The sequence below is a fragment of the Pectobacterium carotovorum genome (assembly GCF_900129615.1).
Classification (GTDB): Bacteria; Pseudomonadota; Gammaproteobacteria; order Enterobacterales; family Enterobacteriaceae; genus Pectobacterium; species Pectobacterium carotovorum.
In genome coordinates, this window is sequence record NZ_FQWI01000004.1 from 176,074 (window position 1) to 193,391 (window position 17,318).

15 protein-coding genes are annotated in these 17,318 nt (G+C 56.0%); 8 read left to right on the forward strand and 7 right to left on the reverse strand.

Translation table 11 applies throughout. The annotated features are described in order from the left end of the window. Nucleotides 1-207 precede the first annotated feature (207 nt). Nucleotides 208-753: a single-stranded DNA-binding protein SSB1 gene (gene ssb1 / locus BUB06_RS10460; protein WP_010295128.1), complete on the forward strand. Its 546-nt coding sequence runs from the start codon at nucleotides 208-210 to the stop codon at nucleotides 751-753. A gap of 156 nt (nucleotides 754-909) precedes the next feature. On the opposite strand, the gene BUB06_RS10465 is transcribed toward ssb1, so the two are convergent. Further along, nucleotides 910-1,521, reverse strand: coding sequence for a hypothetical protein (locus BUB06_RS10465; protein ID WP_039470145.1), 612 nt, complete (start codon nucleotides 1,519-1,521; stop codon nucleotides 910-912). A gap of 250 nt (nucleotides 1,522-1,771) precedes the next feature. Between BUB06_RS10465 and BUB06_RS10470 the strand changes: the two genes are divergently transcribed. Continuing rightward, a complete protein-coding gene (locus BUB06_RS10470) occupies nucleotides 1,772-2,227 on the forward strand; it encodes a GNAT family N-acetyltransferase (protein ID WP_039470143.1) in 456 nt (151 codons plus the stop codon). Between the two features lie 66 nt (nucleotides 2,228-2,293). Here the strand turns inward: BUB06_RS10470 and BUB06_RS10475 are convergent, their stop codons facing one another. The 6 genes from BUB06_RS10475 to BUB06_RS10500 are packed head-to-tail and all read right to left on the reverse strand — an operon-like array spanning nucleotide 2,294 to nucleotide 10,078. Continuing rightward, complete coding sequence (locus tag BUB06_RS10475) at nucleotides 2,294-3,331, reverse strand: LacI family DNA-binding transcriptional regulator (RefSeq protein ID WP_039470141.1); 1,038 nt, start codon at nucleotides 3,329-3,331, stop codon at nucleotides 2,294-2,296. Beyond that, nucleotides 3,331-4,383 (reverse strand): carbohydrate ABC transporter permease, encoded by a 1,053-nt coding sequence (locus tag BUB06_RS10480; RefSeq protein ID WP_010295141.1) that lies wholly within the window; start codon nucleotides 4,381-4,383, stop codon nucleotides 3,331-3,333. Before BUB06_RS10480 ends, BUB06_RS10475 begins: the two co-directional genes overlap by 1 nt. Nucleotides 4,384-4,391: 8 nt before the next feature. Next, nucleotides 4,392-5,390 (reverse strand): carbohydrate ABC transporter permease, encoded by a 999-nt coding sequence (locus BUB06_RS10485; RefSeq protein ID WP_039470140.1) that lies wholly within the window; start codon nucleotides 5,388-5,390, stop codon nucleotides 4,392-4,394. A 23-nt stretch (nucleotides 5,391-5,413) separates the two neighbouring features. After that, on the reverse strand, nucleotides 5,414-6,505 hold the full coding sequence (locus BUB06_RS10490; protein WP_039470139.1) for an ABC transporter ATP-binding protein: 1,092 nt from the start codon (nucleotides 6,503-6,505) through the stop codon (nucleotides 5,414-5,416). A gap of 2 nt (nucleotides 6,506-6,507) precedes the next feature. Then, nucleotides 6,508-7,614 (reverse strand): beta-galactosidase BglB, encoded by a 1,107-nt coding sequence (gene bglB / locus BUB06_RS10495; protein ID WP_039470136.1) that lies wholly within the window; start codon nucleotides 7,612-7,614, stop codon nucleotides 6,508-6,510. 1 nt (nucleotide 7,615) lies between these two features. Next, on the reverse strand, nucleotides 7,616-10,078 hold the full coding sequence (locus BUB06_RS10500) for a hypothetical protein (protein ID WP_039470134.1): 2,463 nt from the start codon (nucleotides 10,076-10,078) through the stop codon (nucleotides 7,616-7,618). Nucleotides 10,079-10,520: 442 nt separating this feature from the next. Between BUB06_RS10500 and BUB06_RS10505 the strand changes: the two genes are divergently transcribed. From BUB06_RS10505 to BUB06_RS10530, 6 genes are all read left to right on the forward strand, one after another. Continuing rightward, nucleotides 10,521-11,828: an ABC transporter substrate-binding protein gene (locus BUB06_RS10505; protein ID WP_039470132.1), complete on the forward strand. Its 1,308-nt coding sequence runs from the start codon at nucleotides 10,521-10,523 to the stop codon at nucleotides 11,826-11,828. After that, on the forward strand, nucleotides 11,825-12,376 hold the full coding sequence (locus BUB06_RS10510; protein ID WP_039470130.1) for a glucosamine kinase: 552 nt from the start codon (nucleotides 11,825-11,827) through the stop codon (nucleotides 12,374-12,376). The genes BUB06_RS10505 and BUB06_RS10510 overlap by 4 nt, the downstream gene beginning before the upstream one ends. Next, nucleotides 12,373-13,287, forward strand: coding sequence for a glucosamine kinase nucleotide-binding domain-containing protein (locus tag BUB06_RS10515; RefSeq protein ID WP_039470129.1), 915 nt, complete (start codon nucleotides 12,373-12,375; stop codon nucleotides 13,285-13,287). The genes BUB06_RS10510 and BUB06_RS10515 overlap by 4 nt, the downstream gene beginning before the upstream one ends. A 25-nt stretch (nucleotides 13,288-13,312) precedes the next feature. Then, nucleotides 13,313-15,136 (forward strand): metallophosphoesterase, encoded by a 1,824-nt coding sequence (locus BUB06_RS10520; RefSeq protein ID WP_039470126.1) that lies wholly within the window; start codon nucleotides 13,313-13,315, stop codon nucleotides 15,134-15,136. Between the two features lie 600 nt (nucleotides 15,137-15,736). Beyond that, nucleotides 15,737-16,447 carry a metal ABC transporter ATP-binding protein gene (locus tag BUB06_RS10525; protein WP_039470974.1) on the forward strand — a complete coding sequence of 237 codons (711 nt, stop codon included), beginning with the start codon at nucleotides 15,737-15,739 and terminating at the stop codon, nucleotides 16,445-16,447. Further along, on the forward strand, nucleotides 16,444-17,298 hold the full coding sequence (locus tag BUB06_RS10530; RefSeq protein ID WP_010300359.1) for a metal ABC transporter permease: 855 nt from the start codon (nucleotides 16,444-16,446) through the stop codon (nucleotides 17,296-17,298). The genes BUB06_RS10525 and BUB06_RS10530 overlap by 4 nt, the downstream gene beginning before the upstream one ends. Nucleotides 17,299-17,318: the final 20 nt, after the last annotated feature.

Below are 17,318 nucleotides of genomic sequence, written 5' to 3' on the forward strand. Positions count from 1 at the left end.
AACGGAGAGAACCGGTACGAAACGAGCAATTATGGCACAAAAAAAACTGAATGGATATCCAGTATTAAACCCGTTTACCTTGCAAACGCTGCAAATATTACTTTCATTTCGGAAGCCATTTCGCAGGTATGACAGAGAGTTTTCCACATGGTAAGATTGATCGTTTAGACTTAGAAAATAAATCTACCGATTCATCAGGAGACGAGCATGGCCAGCAGAGGCGTTAATAAAGTGATTCTTGTCGGGAATCTGGGTCAAGACCCAGAAGTCCGCTATATGCCGAATGGTGGTGCAGTTGCCAACATCACGCTGGCTACGTCGGAAAGCTGGCGTGACAAGCAAACCGGTGAGCAGAAAGAGAAGACCGAGTGGCACCGTGTGGTGCTGTTCGGCAAACTGGCAGAAGTCGCGGGCGAATACCTGCGCAAAGGCTCTCAGGTTTACATCGAAGGCGCACTGCAAACCCGTAAATGGGCCGATCAGGCTGGCGTAGAACGTTACACCACAGAAGTGGTTGTTAACGTCGGCGGCACCATGCAAATGCTGGGTGGACGCCAGGGCGGCGGCGCACCAGCAGGCGGTGGCAATGCAGGTGGCGGTCAGCAACAAGGCGGTTGGGGTCAACCTCAGCAGCCGCAGGGCGGCAACCAGTTCAGCGGCGGCGCGCAGTCTCAACAGCGTCCGGCACAGAACAGCGCTCCAGCGCAAAGCAACGAACCACCAATGGATTTCGACGACGACATTCCGTTCTGATTTGAACGCAGACGTTATTATTTAGAAATCATCTATAAAACCCCGAAATTTCGGGGTTTTTGTTTTTGGGATGTTGAGCTCGGGTAAATAAGCAGAAAACACGAAGACAGGCCGCAATCAGGCTTGTGGAAAGCCAACTCCACACTAACCAAGACGTTATTTATTCGGCTTGGGTATCGGTCGCCAATCCACCTTTATCGGGTACGCTTTGAAGTTGTAGTCGATGCCATAAGAGTGCTGTCCGCCAGCAAGGCTGCATTTACCGAAAAAAGAGTATTCTCCGTTGTATCGCTCTGGAGCCGTCGCAATCACAATTTTTCCGCAGCAGTCTGGATATATACAACCCGTCGTGTGGGTGAATACCACATAGCCATCTTCGGTTCTGCTAAATAACCTGTCGGCATAAAGCTGCTTGCATTCATTTTCATTCGGCGCACCGGATACCAAAATGCGGAGATTGTCATAATATCCCGCTAACACCACGGCAAGTATTACACCGAACGCGGCAACATAAACCCAAAATGGTAGGTTGAGCGCAGGATGAATCTGCATCAAGTCCGCAATAAGGCTCAATCCCGGCAATAAGCAAATGCTCACAAAGCTAACGATGAACTTACCCTGTTCTGAACGCGATATTTCCTTATAAATGTGTACCGTATTTTCACCCGCCAGATTCGTGTATTGCCCGTGGTTATTGACGTTAATAACGCCGGATTCATTGTTTATAACCGTTTGGTTCTTTCCAATGTTTCTCTGTTCAATATCCATCACTCCCTCCTTAGATACAAAAACCAGCCTGATAAGAGATTTGAGCACAACATGAATGAACCTGCCACGTTAACGTTAGCCGACCTTACCTACAGCCTGTACGGTCTCAGAATGTGGGAATTCAAGCGAATTGGTCTGCTCTATTATCAATAAGTGGAGGGGCATATCCGTCTATTTGATTGCTATTTTATTACGGTAAATATCAGACTGATTTCCATCCCCTACCCGCAACAACATGAGAGTAAAAACGATGAGTTTAGACCAAGAAATTATTGTTAATTCCGTTGAGCCAGAAGATTACGAACAATGGCTACCCTATTGGAAAAGCTATCAGGCGTTCTATAAAGTCGAGCTTAGCGATGACGTCACTGAAACCACCTGGAATCGCTTTTTTAACGCCGAGATCCCTGTGTATTGCGCAGTAGCAAGGGAAGGATTACACATTGTGGGCTTCGTGCACTTTGTTTTTCACGATTCCACATGGGGAGTAAACTCTTATTGTTACTTAGAAGATCTTTTCGTTGCTCCCACCGCTCGCGGTAAACACGTTGGGAAAAAACTCATTGAATACGTGAGAGAACAGGCACAGGAAAAAAGCTGCGATCGTCTCTACTGGCACACGCAGGAAACCAATAAAACAGCCCAGCGGCTTTATGATTGGGTGGCGGAAAAACCGGGCATTATAGAATACAGAATGCCGCTTTAACTGTAGTACTTATGCAGAAACTATAGTGCTTATGCGGGGTGAAACTTCCCTGTAAATAACGCCCGCCTACCCCACCCGCCGCACCGATTCCCTAACCACCACCTGCCCAGCCAGTTCAGTACGCTGGGCAATACCGAGCGCCTGTGCGGGCGTCATTTGTTGTGCCAGCAGCTGTAGCGCAGCACGGGCAATCGTCTCAAATGGCAAATGCACCGTGGTGAGTGAAACCGGCAGCATGTCGAACGGCAGAATGTCGTCCATGCCCATGACGGAAATGTCCTCCGGCACGCGTAGCCCGTGCTGATACAGCGCGTCGATCACGCCGATAGCCTGATTGTCCGCCGCACAGAAAATCGCGGTAACGCCCAATCTGTCGGGGTTAGCCGTCAGCCAGCGCAGCAGCGCATCGCGTGCCGTGCGCGGGTGGAAATCAGGCAGCGATAGAATCAGATCCTCATCCACCGCTATGCCCGCCTGCGCGAGCGCATCCCGATAGCCGCGTTCGCGCTGTTTGATCGTCATACGCGACGTCCAGGTCAGGTGCAGAATCCGCGTGTGCCCTTGCTCAATCAGATAACGCACCGCCGCAGCAGCGGCATAGTGGTTCGCGGGCGTGACGCTGCTCAGGCGCATGGAGGGATCTTCCCCGTTGATCAGCACCGCCGGAATGCCGCTTTCCGCCACGGCGTTCAGCAGCGTTGGGTGATCGTCATTCACGATAAGAATGCCGCTCTCTTTTCCGCCCTGAAGTTCACGCAACAGTTGCTGTTCGTTAATGGTGTCGTGCTCCCCCAGAAACGGACGTAGCTGGATGTTACGTTGCAAACACAGCGTTTTCAGGGCGTTAATCAGCGTCAGCGACACCAGATTGTACTCACTTTCCAGCATCAGGTTGCGCGGCGTCGCCAGCAGGATGTGGCGCAGCGGTTCCGTCTGCGCGACGGTCGCTTTGCCCACTTTATGCAGCGGATAGCCTTGCTCGGTGGCAATCGCCATGATGTGCTGCCTGACTTTGGCGCTGATCGGTGCCGTCCCGTTCAGCGCGCGGGAAACCGTGCTGATGGAAACCCCAGCGCGGTCGGCAATATCCTTGAGTGTCGCCATTATTTCATCCCCGTGTTGGCAATCCCCGTCGTGATGTATTTTTGCAGGAAGACGAACACCGCCGTCACCGGCAGAAGCGAGAGCATCGTCATCGCCAGTATATAGTGCCATTGCACCGAGAACTGCCCCTGAAACGCATTCAGGCCGATTTGCAGCGTAAAATTATCCTGACTGGAGAGGACGATCAGCGGCCAGAGGAAGTCGTTCCAACGCCAGATCACCGAGAAGATCGCCAGCACCGCCAGCGCGGGTGCGGTCAGCGGTAGAATGATCTTCCAGTAAATACGGAACTCGCTGGCGGCATCGATACGCGCCGCCTCGATTAGCTCATCAGGAATTGTCAGCATGTATTGCCGCAGCAGGAATACGCCGGTCGGCGTTGCCACCGTGGGAATAATCACGCCCCACAGGTTATCGCCCATGTTCAGGCCAATCACCACCAGAAACGTCGGCACCATCACCACCGACAGCGGAATCATCATCGTAGAGAGAAACAGCGTCAGCACCGTACCGCGCCCGCGAAACTCGTATTTCGATAGCGCAAAGGCCGCCATCGAACTGAGCAACAGAGTAAGCAACGTCGCCATCACCGTCACGAACACGGTGTTCTTCAGGTAGGTAGCAAAGTGGAACTTCGTTATCGGCGTCGTGTAGTTCTCCGTCTCCAGATGCAACGCTTTCATCGGCACCAGATCTTTGGTCGACACACGCACCACTTCACTCGGCGCATCCGGGTTCACCAGCTGTGCAATCAGGCCGATGCGTCTAACCAACGCCATCGTTTTCGCTTCGCCGTCTTCCTGCTTAACCTGCCACAGCTCTAGCGGCTTCGGGTACTCCGGCAGCGTGACGGTATCCGCCGCCTGCGGCAGAAAGCTGGGCGGAAAGCGGTTGATCTCCGCAGGCGTTTTGAACGACGACATCGCCGCCCACATCACCGGAATCATCACCAGCAGCGTGCCCACCACCAGCCAGACCCAGCTCATGATATCCGTAATATGGATGCGCCCCGGATGACGGGTACGGGTGAGAAATGCGATTATTTTCATCATGGCTCCCGTTATTTTTTCCCTTCCAGCCGACGCGTCAGCAGGAACTGCAATGCCGTCAGAATCATCAACACCACGCCCATCAGCACCGATGCTGCCGAGGCCAGCCCGTAAAGCGAGGCATTCGACGAGAAAGCGGTCTGGTAAATGTACTGCACGATAAAGCTGTTGGCCGTGCCGGGGCCGCCGCCGTTGGTCAGCACCCAGGCTTCATCGAAGATCTGCACGCTATTGATGGTCAGCAGAATCACCACCACCAGAATGTTCGGTGCCAACAGCGGCAGCGTCAGGCGATAAAAACCACGCCACCGCGAGGTGCCGTCCACCGCCGCTGCCTCGTAAATATCACGCGGGATCGCCTGCAATCCGGCCAGCAGGATCAGGGTATAAAATCCGACGTGAAACCAGACGGAGACAAACACCACCCAGAAGCGCGAAAACGTCGGATCGAGCAGGAAAGTAATCGGCTGCCCGCCCAGCGACGACAGCACCAGATTCAGCAGGCCGTTGCGGTTCAGGAACCACTGCCAGATCAGGCCAACGACCACCGGCGACAGCAGTACCGGATAGAAGAACATGGCGCGGAAAAAGCCACGGGCGATAATCTTGCGGTTGAGGATCAGCGCCGTCACCAGCGCCACCAGCAGCGTGCAGAGCACGTTGAAAAAGGTGAACGACACGGTGTTGTAGACGCCAGTCCAGAACAGATCCTGTTCACAGGTCGATGGCTCGGCGTAGTTGCCGCAGCTCAGCAGCGTGGAAAAGTTATCCACGCCGACGTAGGGGCGTTCCCACAGCAGAATATTGGTGCCGCCGGTAAAGGCGTAGCACACCGCCAGCAGAATCGGAATAAAGACAAAAACGGCGAACAGCAGCATATTCGGCGCGATAAAAAACCACGGCATCACTTTGCGGCCACCGAGTTTTTGTAGCAGATTCACCGCTTTTTCCACTGGCGTCACCAGCTTATCGATCAGCGATCCTGCGGGCAGTAAGGCAATCTTTTTCATGTCGTCCTCTCCCGTCGCGATAATTAATGCTCGGTACAGCGCGGCAATGTGTCATCCGTTTTGCCATCGAACAGATGGCAGTACGTTGGCGGGAAGCGGACGAATACCGATTCACCCGTGGCGAACTCACGGTGCTGCGCCAGATGGACGATCATCTCATCGTCAATGCCACCCATCCGCCCGTAGATAAAGGTTTCATGCCCCATCATCTCGCAGCGATCGACACACAGTGCAATCCCCTCGCCTTCCTCCACCAGCTCACAGTGTGAAGGGCGAATGCCGAGCGTGACGTTCTGCCCGACGGTGCCGATAAACGGCAACACCAGACGATTGCCGGACGGACACTGCACTTCGACGCCATCCGCACAGGTGGCGACGATCTGCGCTGGGAACATATTCATGCGCGGTGAACCGATGAAGCCCGCGACAAATTTGTTTTTTGGCCGATTGAACAGCTCTAGCGGCGTGCCAACCTGCTCGATGCGACCGGCATTCAGCACCACAATACGCTGTGCCATCGTCATCGCTTCCACCTGATCGTGAGTCACGTAAATCATGGTGGTACGCAGCTTCTGGTGCAGGCGAGACAGCTCGCCGCGTGTCTGCACCCGCAGCTTGGCATCCAGATTGGAGAGCGGTTCATCAAATAGGAACAGGTCAGGTTCACGCACGATCGCGCGACCAATCGCCACGCGCTGCTGCTGCCCACCCGACAGCGCACGCGGTCGGCGATCCAGATAAGGTTCCAGCCCCAGCATACGGGCGGCTTCATCAATACGACGGATGATTTCGTCTTTAGGAAAGTGCAGGTTCTCCAGCCCGAACGCGAGGTTCTTGCGCACCGAGAGGTGCGGATAGAGCGCGTAAGACTGGAACACCATCGCAATCTTGCGCTCTGCTGGCGTGAGATCGTTCACCTTGCGGTTGTCGATCAACAGCTCACCGCTGCTGATCTCTTCCAGCCCGGCAATCATGCGCAGCAGCGTGGATTTTCCACAACCCGACGGGCCGACAAAGACCATGAACTCGCCGTCATGAATCGTTAAGTCCACGCCTTTGATGATGCTCACCGCACCATAACTTTTGTGGACGTTTTTTAGTTCCAGACTCGCCATTGTCAGCCCTCGCAAACAGAATCTAACTGTGCCAATAACATCAGCATGACCAGCGCCTGCCCGTAAGGCACAGCGACATTGGGAATATCGCGATAGAACTGTAAGTCGTGTCCCATCGCCGTGCCGTCCGAGACACCTTGCACCACGCCCTGCGCGTCAATCTGCGCCACCACGGCGGCATAGCCTTTTTCCAGCACGTCCTGCGGGAAATCGTGCAGCATGCCCAATCGACGCGCCGTCAGAATGCCAGCAATGAATCCCGCGCTGGCGGACGTCTCCAGCGGAGAATCTGGGTCATCCAGCAACGTGTGCCACAGGCCGGAGTCATGCTGGCAGCGCGCCAGCGTTGTCGTTTGCTGTTCCAGAATCGCTTCCAGCGTACGCAGTACCGGCGCAGACAGCTGATCCTCCGCCAGCACCCGCATTTCCGGCAGCACCAGCGTGATCCAGGCGTTGCCGCGTCCCCAGAACGCATTGGCATAGTGATGGCGACCGACGAACGTCCAGCCGTGATACCACAGCCCGCTGCGCACATCGGCCAGATAGCGCGCGTGCGTGACGAGCTGGTATTCCGCCTCGTCGATCAGATCGCGGCGGGAGAGTAATTTCCCCGCAACCACCAGAAACAGGCCCGCCATAAACAGCGTGTCGTCCCACAGCTGTCCGGTATTCGGCCGCTCTTTTACCGTGTGCTGGAAGCCGCCATCCTCGGTTTTTGGCAGCGAGTGCAGCAGCCAGTCGGCCCAATCGCTCACGGTTTCGCGCCACTGGGCGGGTGCATCCGGCTTGTCCTGACACAGCAAAGCCAGCACCAGCATCGGTGCCGTCGAGTTAATCTGGCGCGGCGGCAGCCCGACATCCAGCTTTTGCTGATACCAGTTCGCCAGCGTCGTCAGCATGGTGTCGTCCTGCGTCAGACGCGCCAGCTTCCAGAAGCCGTACAGCCCGACGCCAACTTCCCAGTCCCACTCCTCAAATTGAATCGTCAGTCCGGCATCCGGCGCATCGTCCTGCGTCACGCTGTCGATAGCCTTCAGGCGGCAAAACGCCCGCGCCACCTGCGCCAGCAGCACTTCGGTTTGTTGTCGGTTAAGTGAACCTGTCTGCATGTCATGGGTTTCCTGTGTTGAACTGCGGGACGACCGGGACATCGTCGGGGAAAAGGAAAGGCTGCTGCGCAACGCTGAATCCTGCCGCGTGGCTAAAGGCCAGTTCGCCGTAATCGGGATCGTCGATACGCACACCGTCGCTATCTTTCACCAGCGAACGCCCTCGGAAGCGGCCAGCGAATGCGGCGAATCCCTCTGCACCATCGCCGCTGTCCACGGCAACGAACCAGATGTTCTGCTCGCCATACGCCCGCAGTTCGCCTTCCGCCTGCTGGCCTGCGGTCGCAAACGGCCGTAATCCGGCGGGATTATGAAACGCGGCATAGCCGTTGCCGCCGCGTACGAAGCACCAGACATCTTCAACGATGACCTCATCCAGCGCGGTTTGTGGCAGATAGAGGTGCGTCCACGGGCGGATATCCTGTCGCAGATCGAACACCATCAGCGCGCGATTACGATGTTGCATCAGGTGCGGCAAACGTCCGTTGCCCGCCCAGTAAGAAGGACGGTGTACGCCGTCAGGGCGATCTTCGCCGGGGTGGTTGACCCACAGGCGGGCGGCATAGTGCGTTCCCAGGCGCACATCCAGCAGATGCTGCTGGTGCCCATGCTCGCCGGGGTGATGATCGAAAACAGAAGAAAAGGCAACATCGCGCTGCTTCCAGGCGATGATGCGTGCGCTGCGGTTCAGCCCTTGCACCCAGCGTGCTTCTGCACCGTGCGGCAGTGACCAGTGCGCGATCCGATCCGTCGTTTCCGGCGGCTGATAGTCGCTCAGGCACAGCAGCGGCAGCGCGGCGCAGTGCGGAATCAACCAGCCTTCGCCCCACATCAGCGCACACAGGCCGGACAGCTCGGTCAACATGCCAGAACGCAGCTCTTTATCGTAGGCGCGCCCCATGGTGCCAACCGCGACGCCGTTCTGATGCACCCACGCCGTCATCAGCATGATGCGGTCAATCACCACGCGGGATTTCTCGCGCAGATCGGCGTCCTGCGCCAGCTCGTACAGCGCGACTAGCCCAATGAGATCGATGGGGTAATAGGCCGCCGAATTCCACTCCACCAGCCCGTGCTCCAGAATGGAATCAAACCAGCGCGTCAGGCGTTCGTGAGCCATCGTCTTCTGCTCCAGCCCGCGACGGCCGCTGCACGGGAAGGTGTCATCCGGGAAGTTTTGTCCGGCCAGATATTGTGCGACGTGGAAGCACAGGCAGTGGTTTTCGCTCCAGAACCACATGGTGTCGTTGCCCGGCTCATCAATCCAGTAGCGGAAACCGAGAATCGCGCTGCGCACGCGCCGCCAGTCCTGCGGCGGCAACTGCTGTCCCTGATAGCGCTGCCACAGCCAAATCAGCGGCACCAGTTGGAAATCGGCACAGTCTTCGCGACGGCTGATTTTCTGCAATGCGCTATTGAGAATCGGCGCAGCGGCATCGTTGCCTTCACCGGTTTCGACAATCGCCAGCAGCCGACCGAGGCGCTCAAAACCGTGCAGCGCGGTATGACGCAGTACCGCTTCACGCCGCGCCGCTAATGTTGGCAGCGCAGGCATCGTTTGCGATGGCAAGCGCCCAAAGCTGAGGGTGCGCGTCAGCGTAATGCCGTAGCAGGTCGCAGCGCAGACCAGATCGTAATAACCGACTAAGACGTTGGGTAAATCCACCTGCCAGCCCAGATTACCCGCAGGCAGCGTCTGTTTCTGCTGCCATGCGGGGACGGATTCGTTGACGTTGCCAATCAGCCGATGCACCATCGTCACGGATTCCGGCAGCGGCTGCGTGCTGTTCAGCACCAGCACGGGCGGTTGGATCAGGTTATTCTCCAGCGTCAGCCCGTTCACCCAGCTATCCAGCGCGGTCAGCTGTTCGCTGAGCGCCGCGTCTTCATCAAGCTGCCAGAAGAGCGCGTCTTCCCCCTGATAGCACAGGCTGAACAGGTAATCGGTATCGCGCTCGCACAGCTCTTCGGTGTGTACCACCAGCGTGTTCAGCCCCGCTCTCAACTGCAGCGAGATCGCACAGGTTTGCTCGGTGTTGCGGGTAAACGGCGTAAAGCGGGTAATCGGCTCACCGTTCAGCCACAGCGTAACACCGCCGCAGGTGCTGAGCGTAAACGGTGCCATCTGCGCGCGGTCACTGTGGATCGCGCAGCGAGCAAAGCGCTGAACGTGAACCGGACACGGCCAGAAATCGCTGAAATTCACGCTGCGACTTTCATCGCCGCCGCTCCACATCAGCGGAAAATGAAGATCTTCGGGTAACGCCACTTCGCGCTTTGCCTCTTCCTGCAAAAAACGCACGCGACAGGGCAGCACACCAACATCGACAAAACCGTTAATAAAGCGGTAATTCACCTTATCCGGCAGCGTATCCGGCTCGGCGAAATAACGTTTTTCCGTCAACTCGGTGATGAGAAACCGATTAATGACGCCGTTCTTCTTTAATTTCCAACCGATATTCATACGAAATCCTGTTTACGGCGTTGAAAAATAAAATAACGAAAATGTATGGCGGCACTTATTTGCACTTTCGCTGTGCACACCCTGCCAATATTTAGGGCAACGGGTCATTCCCTGCACTGTGATATCGCAATTAGAATGCAAATTTGCATTAAATTGCCATTTGCATTCATTTATTGACATTTCGCATTAATAAATAAGATTATCGCGTTTATATATGTGATTAATATCACAAAAATGCTTTATTTAAATCAACATTTAAAATATCTTTAACCTGCTTCACATAAATCAATCAGGGTTCTGTCCATGATTGCATGATGAAAATGACAGATGAATGCAAATTTGCATTAATTAAAAGACAGGATAAATCGCAGGAATAAAATAAGCCCGTCGCCAACGCCTGGGTATTTACGCCATTAATCAAACCTATGATGTGGAGATGTTTATGATGCGTCCCAACACCGCGTTATTTTTTTCCGCCCTTACACTGGGGTTATTCGGCAACAGCGCGTTAGCTGCCAAAACGCAAATAACATTTTTATATAGTGACGACGATCCCGAATTAGTGCATTTCATGGAGCAGAAAGTTAAATCCTTCTCTCAAAGTAATGAGCGCATCGATGTGAATTTTGTCAGCACCGGCTATAACGCGCTGCAAACGCAGTTGCCGATGCAGCTGGCGGCAGGCTTAGGCCCGGATATTGCCAAAACCACGCAAATGGGGCTGCTCGGCTATACGCTGGATTTACGTCCCTACCTGAAAGATCCCGCCGCCTTTGAGAAACGCTACAGCGCTGGCATCGAAAAAATCATGCGTGTGAAAGGCGTGCATAAAGCGGATGCGCTGCCGGGCTTTGTCGCTTCCTGGACCGCCGACCTGCCGTTCGTTAACGTGACGCTGTTTGAGCAGGCGGGCGTTCCGCTACCGCAGCCGGGCTACACGATTGATGATTTGATGAAAGCCTCGAAGCTGGTCGCAGAAAAAACCGGCGTGCATATTCCCTTCACCATCGACCGCAGCGGTTTCCGCTTCTCCGGCCCCGCCTATTCCTATGGCGCACGTTACGATAAAGACGGGCTGATCAACTTCCCGGATGCGGCGGCACAGCAGTGGATTAAAGATCTGAAACGCTGGTCGGACGAAGGTGTGTTCCCGCGTGAAATGTGGGGCGCGGCGGGCGGCGGTCAGTACAAGAGCATGGCGGACGATTTCGTGAACGGCAACATCGTGACCTACTTCTCCGGCAACTGGCTGTTGAACCAGTTCAGTAAGCAGATTGGCGACGGTTTTGACTGGAAAGTGCTGCCCGCACCTTGCAAAGAGAAGTGTATTTCGATGGGTGGCGCAACCTTCATCATGCCGTTCACCACCACCAAACACCCGCAGGAAGTCGCCGAATTCATGGAATGGCTGGGCAGCGAACCGCTACAGCGTGAGATTGCCGAGCGCTTCAATATCATCGTCGGCGCGGATATTGCCGATCTGCACTACCAGACCAAAGATAAGCACGTGATCGACGGCCTGAACACCGCGCGCGAAGAGATCAAAAAGATCCCGTCTTACGTCTTTGATTGGGAACGCATGGAAAGTCTGGGCGCGAACGAACTGTACCCCATCATCCTGACGCGCTTTACCCAATACCTGAACGATCAGGTGTCGTTTGATGAGTATCTGCGCCTGACTTCAAACGATGTGAAGCGCCTCAACGAAACGATCGCGACCAATCAACAACAGCGGAAAAACGCACCGTGAAAGGGCAACTGAGGGAGATCGGCATTGATGGCGATCGCCCCTTTGATCGGGCGCAGGAGAGCACGTTGTGCGAACAGCGCTGGCCGGGACAAAGCCGCTACCTGCTGGTCACTGGCGGCTTTACCCGGCTGCTGCACTGGCATGACGGCCTTCTGACCTGTCGCGGCGGCGATAGCTTTCCCATCGGCAACCCAGCCAGCCTGTCGCGGCTGGGGCTGTGGGCGGTACAGGAGATGCTTCAGGCCGTTGAGGGCATCACCCCACTGACGCCACTCAGTGAAGCGCTGTTCCTGCACTTCGATAAGCATGTCGATCGGGTTATCGACTGGTCAAAGCAGGCGCAGGCCGCAGACTACAGCACGCTAGGACACGTTGTGCTGGCGCACCCGCAGGATACGCTGGCGGTGCAACTGCTGACACGCTGCGCGGATGAGCTGGCTCTGCTGCTCAGCAGCCTGCCGGACTCACAGACTGAAACCGTCAGTCTCAGCGGCGATCTGGCGGTTGCCTGCCTTCCCTATCTGGATTCTGGAGCACGCGCATCATGACAACATGGCTCTATGCTGGGGTGGATGGCGGCGGCACAGGCTGTCGGGCACGAATTTATCAGGCGGATGGAACGCCGCTCGGACAGGGACACGGCGGTCGCGCCAATCTGCTGCTCGGCGTGGAGAACGTTCGCCAGTCGGTGGACGACGCTATCGCGCAGGCGTTGAAGCACAGCGGACTGTCACCGGATGACGTATCACGGCTGAAAGTCGGGCTGGCACTCGCCAGCGCAGAACACCGCGCCGCCTATGATGCCTTTCTTGCACTGCCGCATCCTTACGCCGCTCAGGTACTCAATACCGATGCGCTGGGCGCCTGTCTGGCAGTCAACCAAGGGAAAGATGCGGGCGTAGTGATTGCCGGCACGGGTTCTTGCGGGCTGGCGTGGCAAAACAGGACGATTACCGCCTACGGCGGCCATGAATTCCCGATTTCCGATCAGGGCAGCGGCGCACGGCTTGGGCTAGCGGCGCTGCAACATACCTACGATGTGCTGCAAGGCTGGTGCGCGCCGTCTGCGCTCAGTCAACGCATCGACGATTTCTTTTCTGCCAGCGCAGCGCCCGCGCAGGCCGCGAACACACTCGACGCACTACAGACGTTTAGTCAGCAGGCGAAACCGGGCGACTATGCGCAGTTCGCCCGCCACGTATTTGACTGCGCTCAGCAGGACGATACTGTTTCTTACGCGCTACTCACGCAGACAGCCAGCGAAATCGGCCTGCTGTTGGCCGCCGTGGCACGCCATACGCCTCCCCGCCTGTCGCTCATGGGCAGCATCGGCTTACATATTCGTCCGTGGCTACCGGACGAGTGGCAATCCCAACTCGCGGCCCCGATGGGCGATGCACTCGACGGCGCACGGTTGATAGCCTGTCATGATTATGCGTTATACAGCCATCCGTTATAAAAAATAAATAATGCCGGAGACATCAATGACATCACTCACTCGCAGAACCTTCGTCAAGCTCGGTGCAGGCAGCGCCATTACGCTGGCTGGCGGCTTTTTCCACGCTAACGGCGAATCGGCAGCACCCGCCAGACCGCTGCGTATTGCCATTATTTCGGATGTCCACGTCCACAATATCTACGGCAACTATGATTTTGACGGCCTGCCTGATGCGCAGACGGGAAAGAAGCTGACCATTCGTACACTGAAAGATTCGGTGAATTCGACCCGCATCTTCAACGAACCCTACTTTGCGCTGCTGGCCGCGCTGGACGAACTGGCAAAACAGCAGGTGAAATACGTCGTGCTGTCCGGCGATTATTCTGATGATGGCCAACAGCCTACCGTTGAAGGTATTGCCGCCATCCTGATGCAGTATGAGCAGCGTCACGGTATGCGCTTCTTCGCCACACCGGGCAACCACGACGTTAATCGTCCGCAGGGGGATGATTCCTCGGAGAGAATGCTCAATGCCGACGGCAGCAGCACCATGCTGAGCAGTAAATCCGACGTCAAACTCGGTGATGCAAAATCGTTGATCGTCACGGCCAAGATGCAGGCGCTCGGCTATGAGCGTGGCCTGCCGCTGATGAAGCCGTTTGGTTTCTTTAAACGCGACGATTTTCTGCACTGGGAAACTCCGTTTGGTGACAGTGATGAACTCAGTCAGCGTCAGTATCTCGCCCGTTCGCCGGACGGCAGCAAACAGTGGAACATCGTAGACGCCTCCTATCTGGTGGAGCCGGAAGCTGGACTGTGGCTGCTTTCCATTGATGCCAACGTGTATCAGGTTAAAAACGGCCCAGAAAAGCGTGAGGAGATCAAAGGCTACTCCACCAGCAGCGACACGGGCTGGAACGCCTTGTTGACGGAAAAGCCGTTCATGCTGCCGTGGGTGAAATCGGTAGTGCAACGGGCGAAAACGCAGAACAAGAAGCTGCTGGTGTTCTCGCACTATCCGCTGGTCGATTTTCTCGACGGCACGATAGAAGATGAAAAACAGCTCTTTGGCAGCAACAGCTTCATTAAACGCACGCCGCGGCCAGAGGTCGCCGAACAGGCGCTGGCAGCAGGTATTCGCCTGCATTTCAGCGGCCACCTGCACGTTAACGACACCGGCGTGTATCGCGGTTCACAGGGGACGCTGGTCAATGTTGCCGTGCCATCGCTCGCTGCCTATCCGCCAGCCATGAAGCTGGCGACGCTGCACAACGACAGGGTAGATATCGATACGCTAGTCCTGCGCAACGTGCCGCAGTTCAACCATCTGTTCCCGTTTTATCAGAAAGAGTTGGATCGCACCGGTGAACCGCTGGGTGACATCCTGAAAAGCCGCGATTATTACGATTTCCTGCACCATCATCTGGCGCTGCTGGTACGCCAGCGTTTTCTGGTGAAAGACTGGCCGGAAGATTTGTCACCCCTCATCAACACACTGAACTGCGCCGATCTGCTGTGGATCGCACAGCAGCAGGAACCGATCAGCGCCAAAACGCTGCCCGACGCCGCCGAGCGCAAACCGACTGTGGTTGCAGGCACTGAAGGGTTACAGGATATTTCGCTGCTCACGCTGGTGACCGACTGGTATTGCCTGCGCAACGGCAGCGATCTCGCCTGGCAGGATATTCCAACTGCGCGGGTGAAGCAGTACCGCGCACTGCTGGCGGCCTACACACCAACGACCACGCTACCGCCGGACAGCCTGCAATACCGCTTCGGCCTGATGCTGAAGATCCTCGCTGGTTATATTAATGACGAGCCTGCGACTCGCTTTGTGGTTGATATGCAGGGGAATTTCGTCACGGTGTGATGTGTTCCCTTTCGCGGGACTGTCTCTTAGACACATTATTATGCAGAAGCAGAGATAGTTTCGTGCGCTTCGAGCACTGTTCTCTTCATGCTACGTCGTAGCACGCGCCCGACATAGGGGGCTACGCCAGCCCCCTATGAACCCCGGCTTTTGGCGGAAATTATGCCGCTAAAGCGGTGCCTTCGGTGCCCATGACCGCTTTTCGAGCCGCCAGTGACGCGTTCCCGACGCGGCACTGGCTTTCGCGGCATCCATGCCGCTCACACGGCGTTCATGTTCACCTCAGCATAATTTTTTACGCCGTGAAGAGAAAAACCATCGCGATATGATTTAACTGGGTTTTGTCAGCAGTGTGGCGCACGAAATATCGCACTCCCGCCCCAGCAACCGCTTACAACCAAACCCAATCAGCTTACATAATTTTTTACCTATTCCCTCTGTCGTTATTGTTAAAAAGTGATATGTTATAATATAACAATTTAGCTTTTTGCCGATGATAATGACAAGTTTTTACTCTCTCTCCGCGTTCAAGCGCGTGTTACTGGTTTCCCTGCTGTTGGTGTTGTTGTGGCTATTGGTTGGGTGGGCGGTGATGTTGCCATGATTGCTCTACAGGAACTGGCCTTTGGCTATCGTCATCAGCCACCGCTCGCGACACTCAGCGGATGCTTTCATCAGGGATCGCTGACGGCGATTATCGGCGCGAACGGCAGCGGAAAATCTACGCTGCTGAAAACGCTGGTGGGTCTGCTGCCGCCGCTTTCCGGTTCGTTCAGCCTCGGTAACGATAGCAACAATAATGCTATTGGCTATCTACCCCAGCTCTCCGAATTTGATCGGCAGTTTCCTATCAGCGTGCGCGATCTGGTGCTTATGGGATCGCTCCCTCACCGCGGGTTGCTGCGGGGGATCAACACCAACTGGCATCGCAAAGCGATCGACGCGCTCGACGCCGTCTCCATGACGGACTTCGCCGATCGGCATATTGGCGTCCTGTCCGGCGGGCAACTACAGCGCGTGCTCTTCGCGCGACTGCTGCTGACACAGGCTCCCATTATTCTGCTGGATGAGCCTTTTACTGGCGTCGATAGCCAGACCACGCAGGCGCTCTTGCAGATTATCGAACAGCTTCACGCCGAAGGCAGAACCATTCTGGCCGTATTGCACGATCTAGAACTGGTCGGGCAGCATTTTCCCAACATCTTGCATCTCACCCCAGACGGCCACCGCTGGGGAGATGCCCACCCCATATTACATAGCCTGCGCAAGGCCGACAGCGATACGCCAACGCTCAGGATCGTCACGTCATGATGCTATTTCACCTGATTACTTCTCCTTTTGCCGAATTCGGTTTTATGCGTCGTGCGCTGGTCGGCTGTCTGGTCATCACGCTGAGCGCCGCGCCGCTGGGCTGTTTCCTGCTGTTGCGGCGTATGAGCCTGATTGGTGATGCGCTGTCACACGCGGTCTTACCCGGCGTTGCCATCGGCTACCTCATCTCCGGGATGTCGCTGCTGGCGATGGGGATCGGCGGTTTTATCGCCGGTCTGTCTGTCGCCATGCTTTCCGGCTTTGTCACTCGCCACACGGAATTAAAAGAGGACGCCAGCTTTGCCGGATTTTACCTCGGCTCGCTAGCGCTCGGCGTCACGCTGGTGTCACTGCGCGGTTCCAGCGTCGATCTGTTGCATGTGCTGTTCGGATCGATTCTCGCAGTGGATCGCGCCGCGCTGATCGACATTGCGCTGATCGGATCGACTTCCTTGCTGGTGCTGGCGGTGATCTATCGGGCGTTGGTGATTGAATCGTTTGACGTGACCTTCCTGCGCATCAGTTCAGGACGCTATCGGGCGTTAATCCACGGTCTTTTTCTGTCGCTGGTGGTGTTGAATCTGGTCGCCGGGTTCCAGCTGTTAGGCACGCTGATGACGGTCGGCATGATGATGCTGCCTGCCGCCAGCGCACGCTTCTGGACGCAGCGCCTGCCCGTCATGCTCGGCATTGCGGTGCTGCAAGGGATGCTCGCCAGCCTGATCGGGCTGCTGTGGTCCTATTATGCCGAGCTGCCCGCCGGGCCCGCCATCATTCTGACGATTACGCTGTTTTTTTGTTTCTCGGTCTGCGTTGGTCACAACGGTGGGCTGTTACGCCTGCGTCGGTGACCGATGAATCTCGTTATCTG

Coding starts and splice junctions, on each gene's coding strand:
- ssb1 (WP_010295128.1), top strand. CDS start 208: ATGGCCAGCAGAGGCGTTAATAAAGTGATTCTTGTCGGGAATCTGGGT.
- BUB06_RS10465 (WP_039470145.1), bottom strand. CDS start 1,521: ATGGATATTGAACAGAGAAACATTGGAAAGAACCAAACGGTTATAAAC.
- BUB06_RS10470 (WP_039470143.1), top strand. CDS start 1,772: ATGAGTTTAGACCAAGAAATTATTGTTAATTCCGTTGAGCCAGAAGAT.
- BUB06_RS10475 (WP_039470141.1), bottom strand. CDS start 3,331: ATGGCGACACTCAAGGATATTGCCGACCGCGCTGGGGTTTCCATCAGC.
- BUB06_RS10480 (WP_010295141.1), bottom strand. CDS start 4,383: ATGATGAAAATAATCGCATTTCTCACCCGTACCCGTCATCCGGGGCGC.
- BUB06_RS10485 (WP_039470140.1), bottom strand. CDS start 5,390: ATGAAAAAGATTGCCTTACTGCCCGCAGGATCGCTGATCGATAAGCTG.
- BUB06_RS10490 (WP_039470139.1), bottom strand. CDS start 6,505: ATGGCGAGTCTGGAACTAAAAAACGTCCACAAAAGTTATGGTGCGGTG.
- bglB (WP_039470136.1), bottom strand. CDS start 7,614: ATGCAGACAGGTTCACTTAACCGACAACAAACCGAAGTGCTGCTGGCG.
- BUB06_RS10500 (WP_039470134.1), bottom strand. CDS start 10,078: ATGAATATCGGTTGGAAATTAAAGAAGAACGGCGTCATTAATCGGTTT.
- BUB06_RS10505 (WP_039470132.1), top strand. CDS start 10,521: ATGATGCGTCCCAACACCGCGTTATTTTTTTCCGCCCTTACACTGGGG.
- BUB06_RS10515 (WP_039470129.1), top strand. CDS start 12,373: ATGACAACATGGCTCTATGCTGGGGTGGATGGCGGCGGCACAGGCTGT.
- BUB06_RS10520 (WP_039470126.1), top strand. CDS start 13,313: ATGACATCACTCACTCGCAGAACCTTCGTCAAGCTCGGTGCAGGCAGC.
- BUB06_RS10525 (WP_039470974.1), top strand. CDS start 15,737: ATGATTGCTCTACAGGAACTGGCCTTTGGCTATCGTCATCAGCCACCG.
- BUB06_RS10530 (WP_010300359.1), top strand. CDS start 16,444: ATGATGCTATTTCACCTGATTACTTCTCCTTTTGCCGAATTCGGTTTT.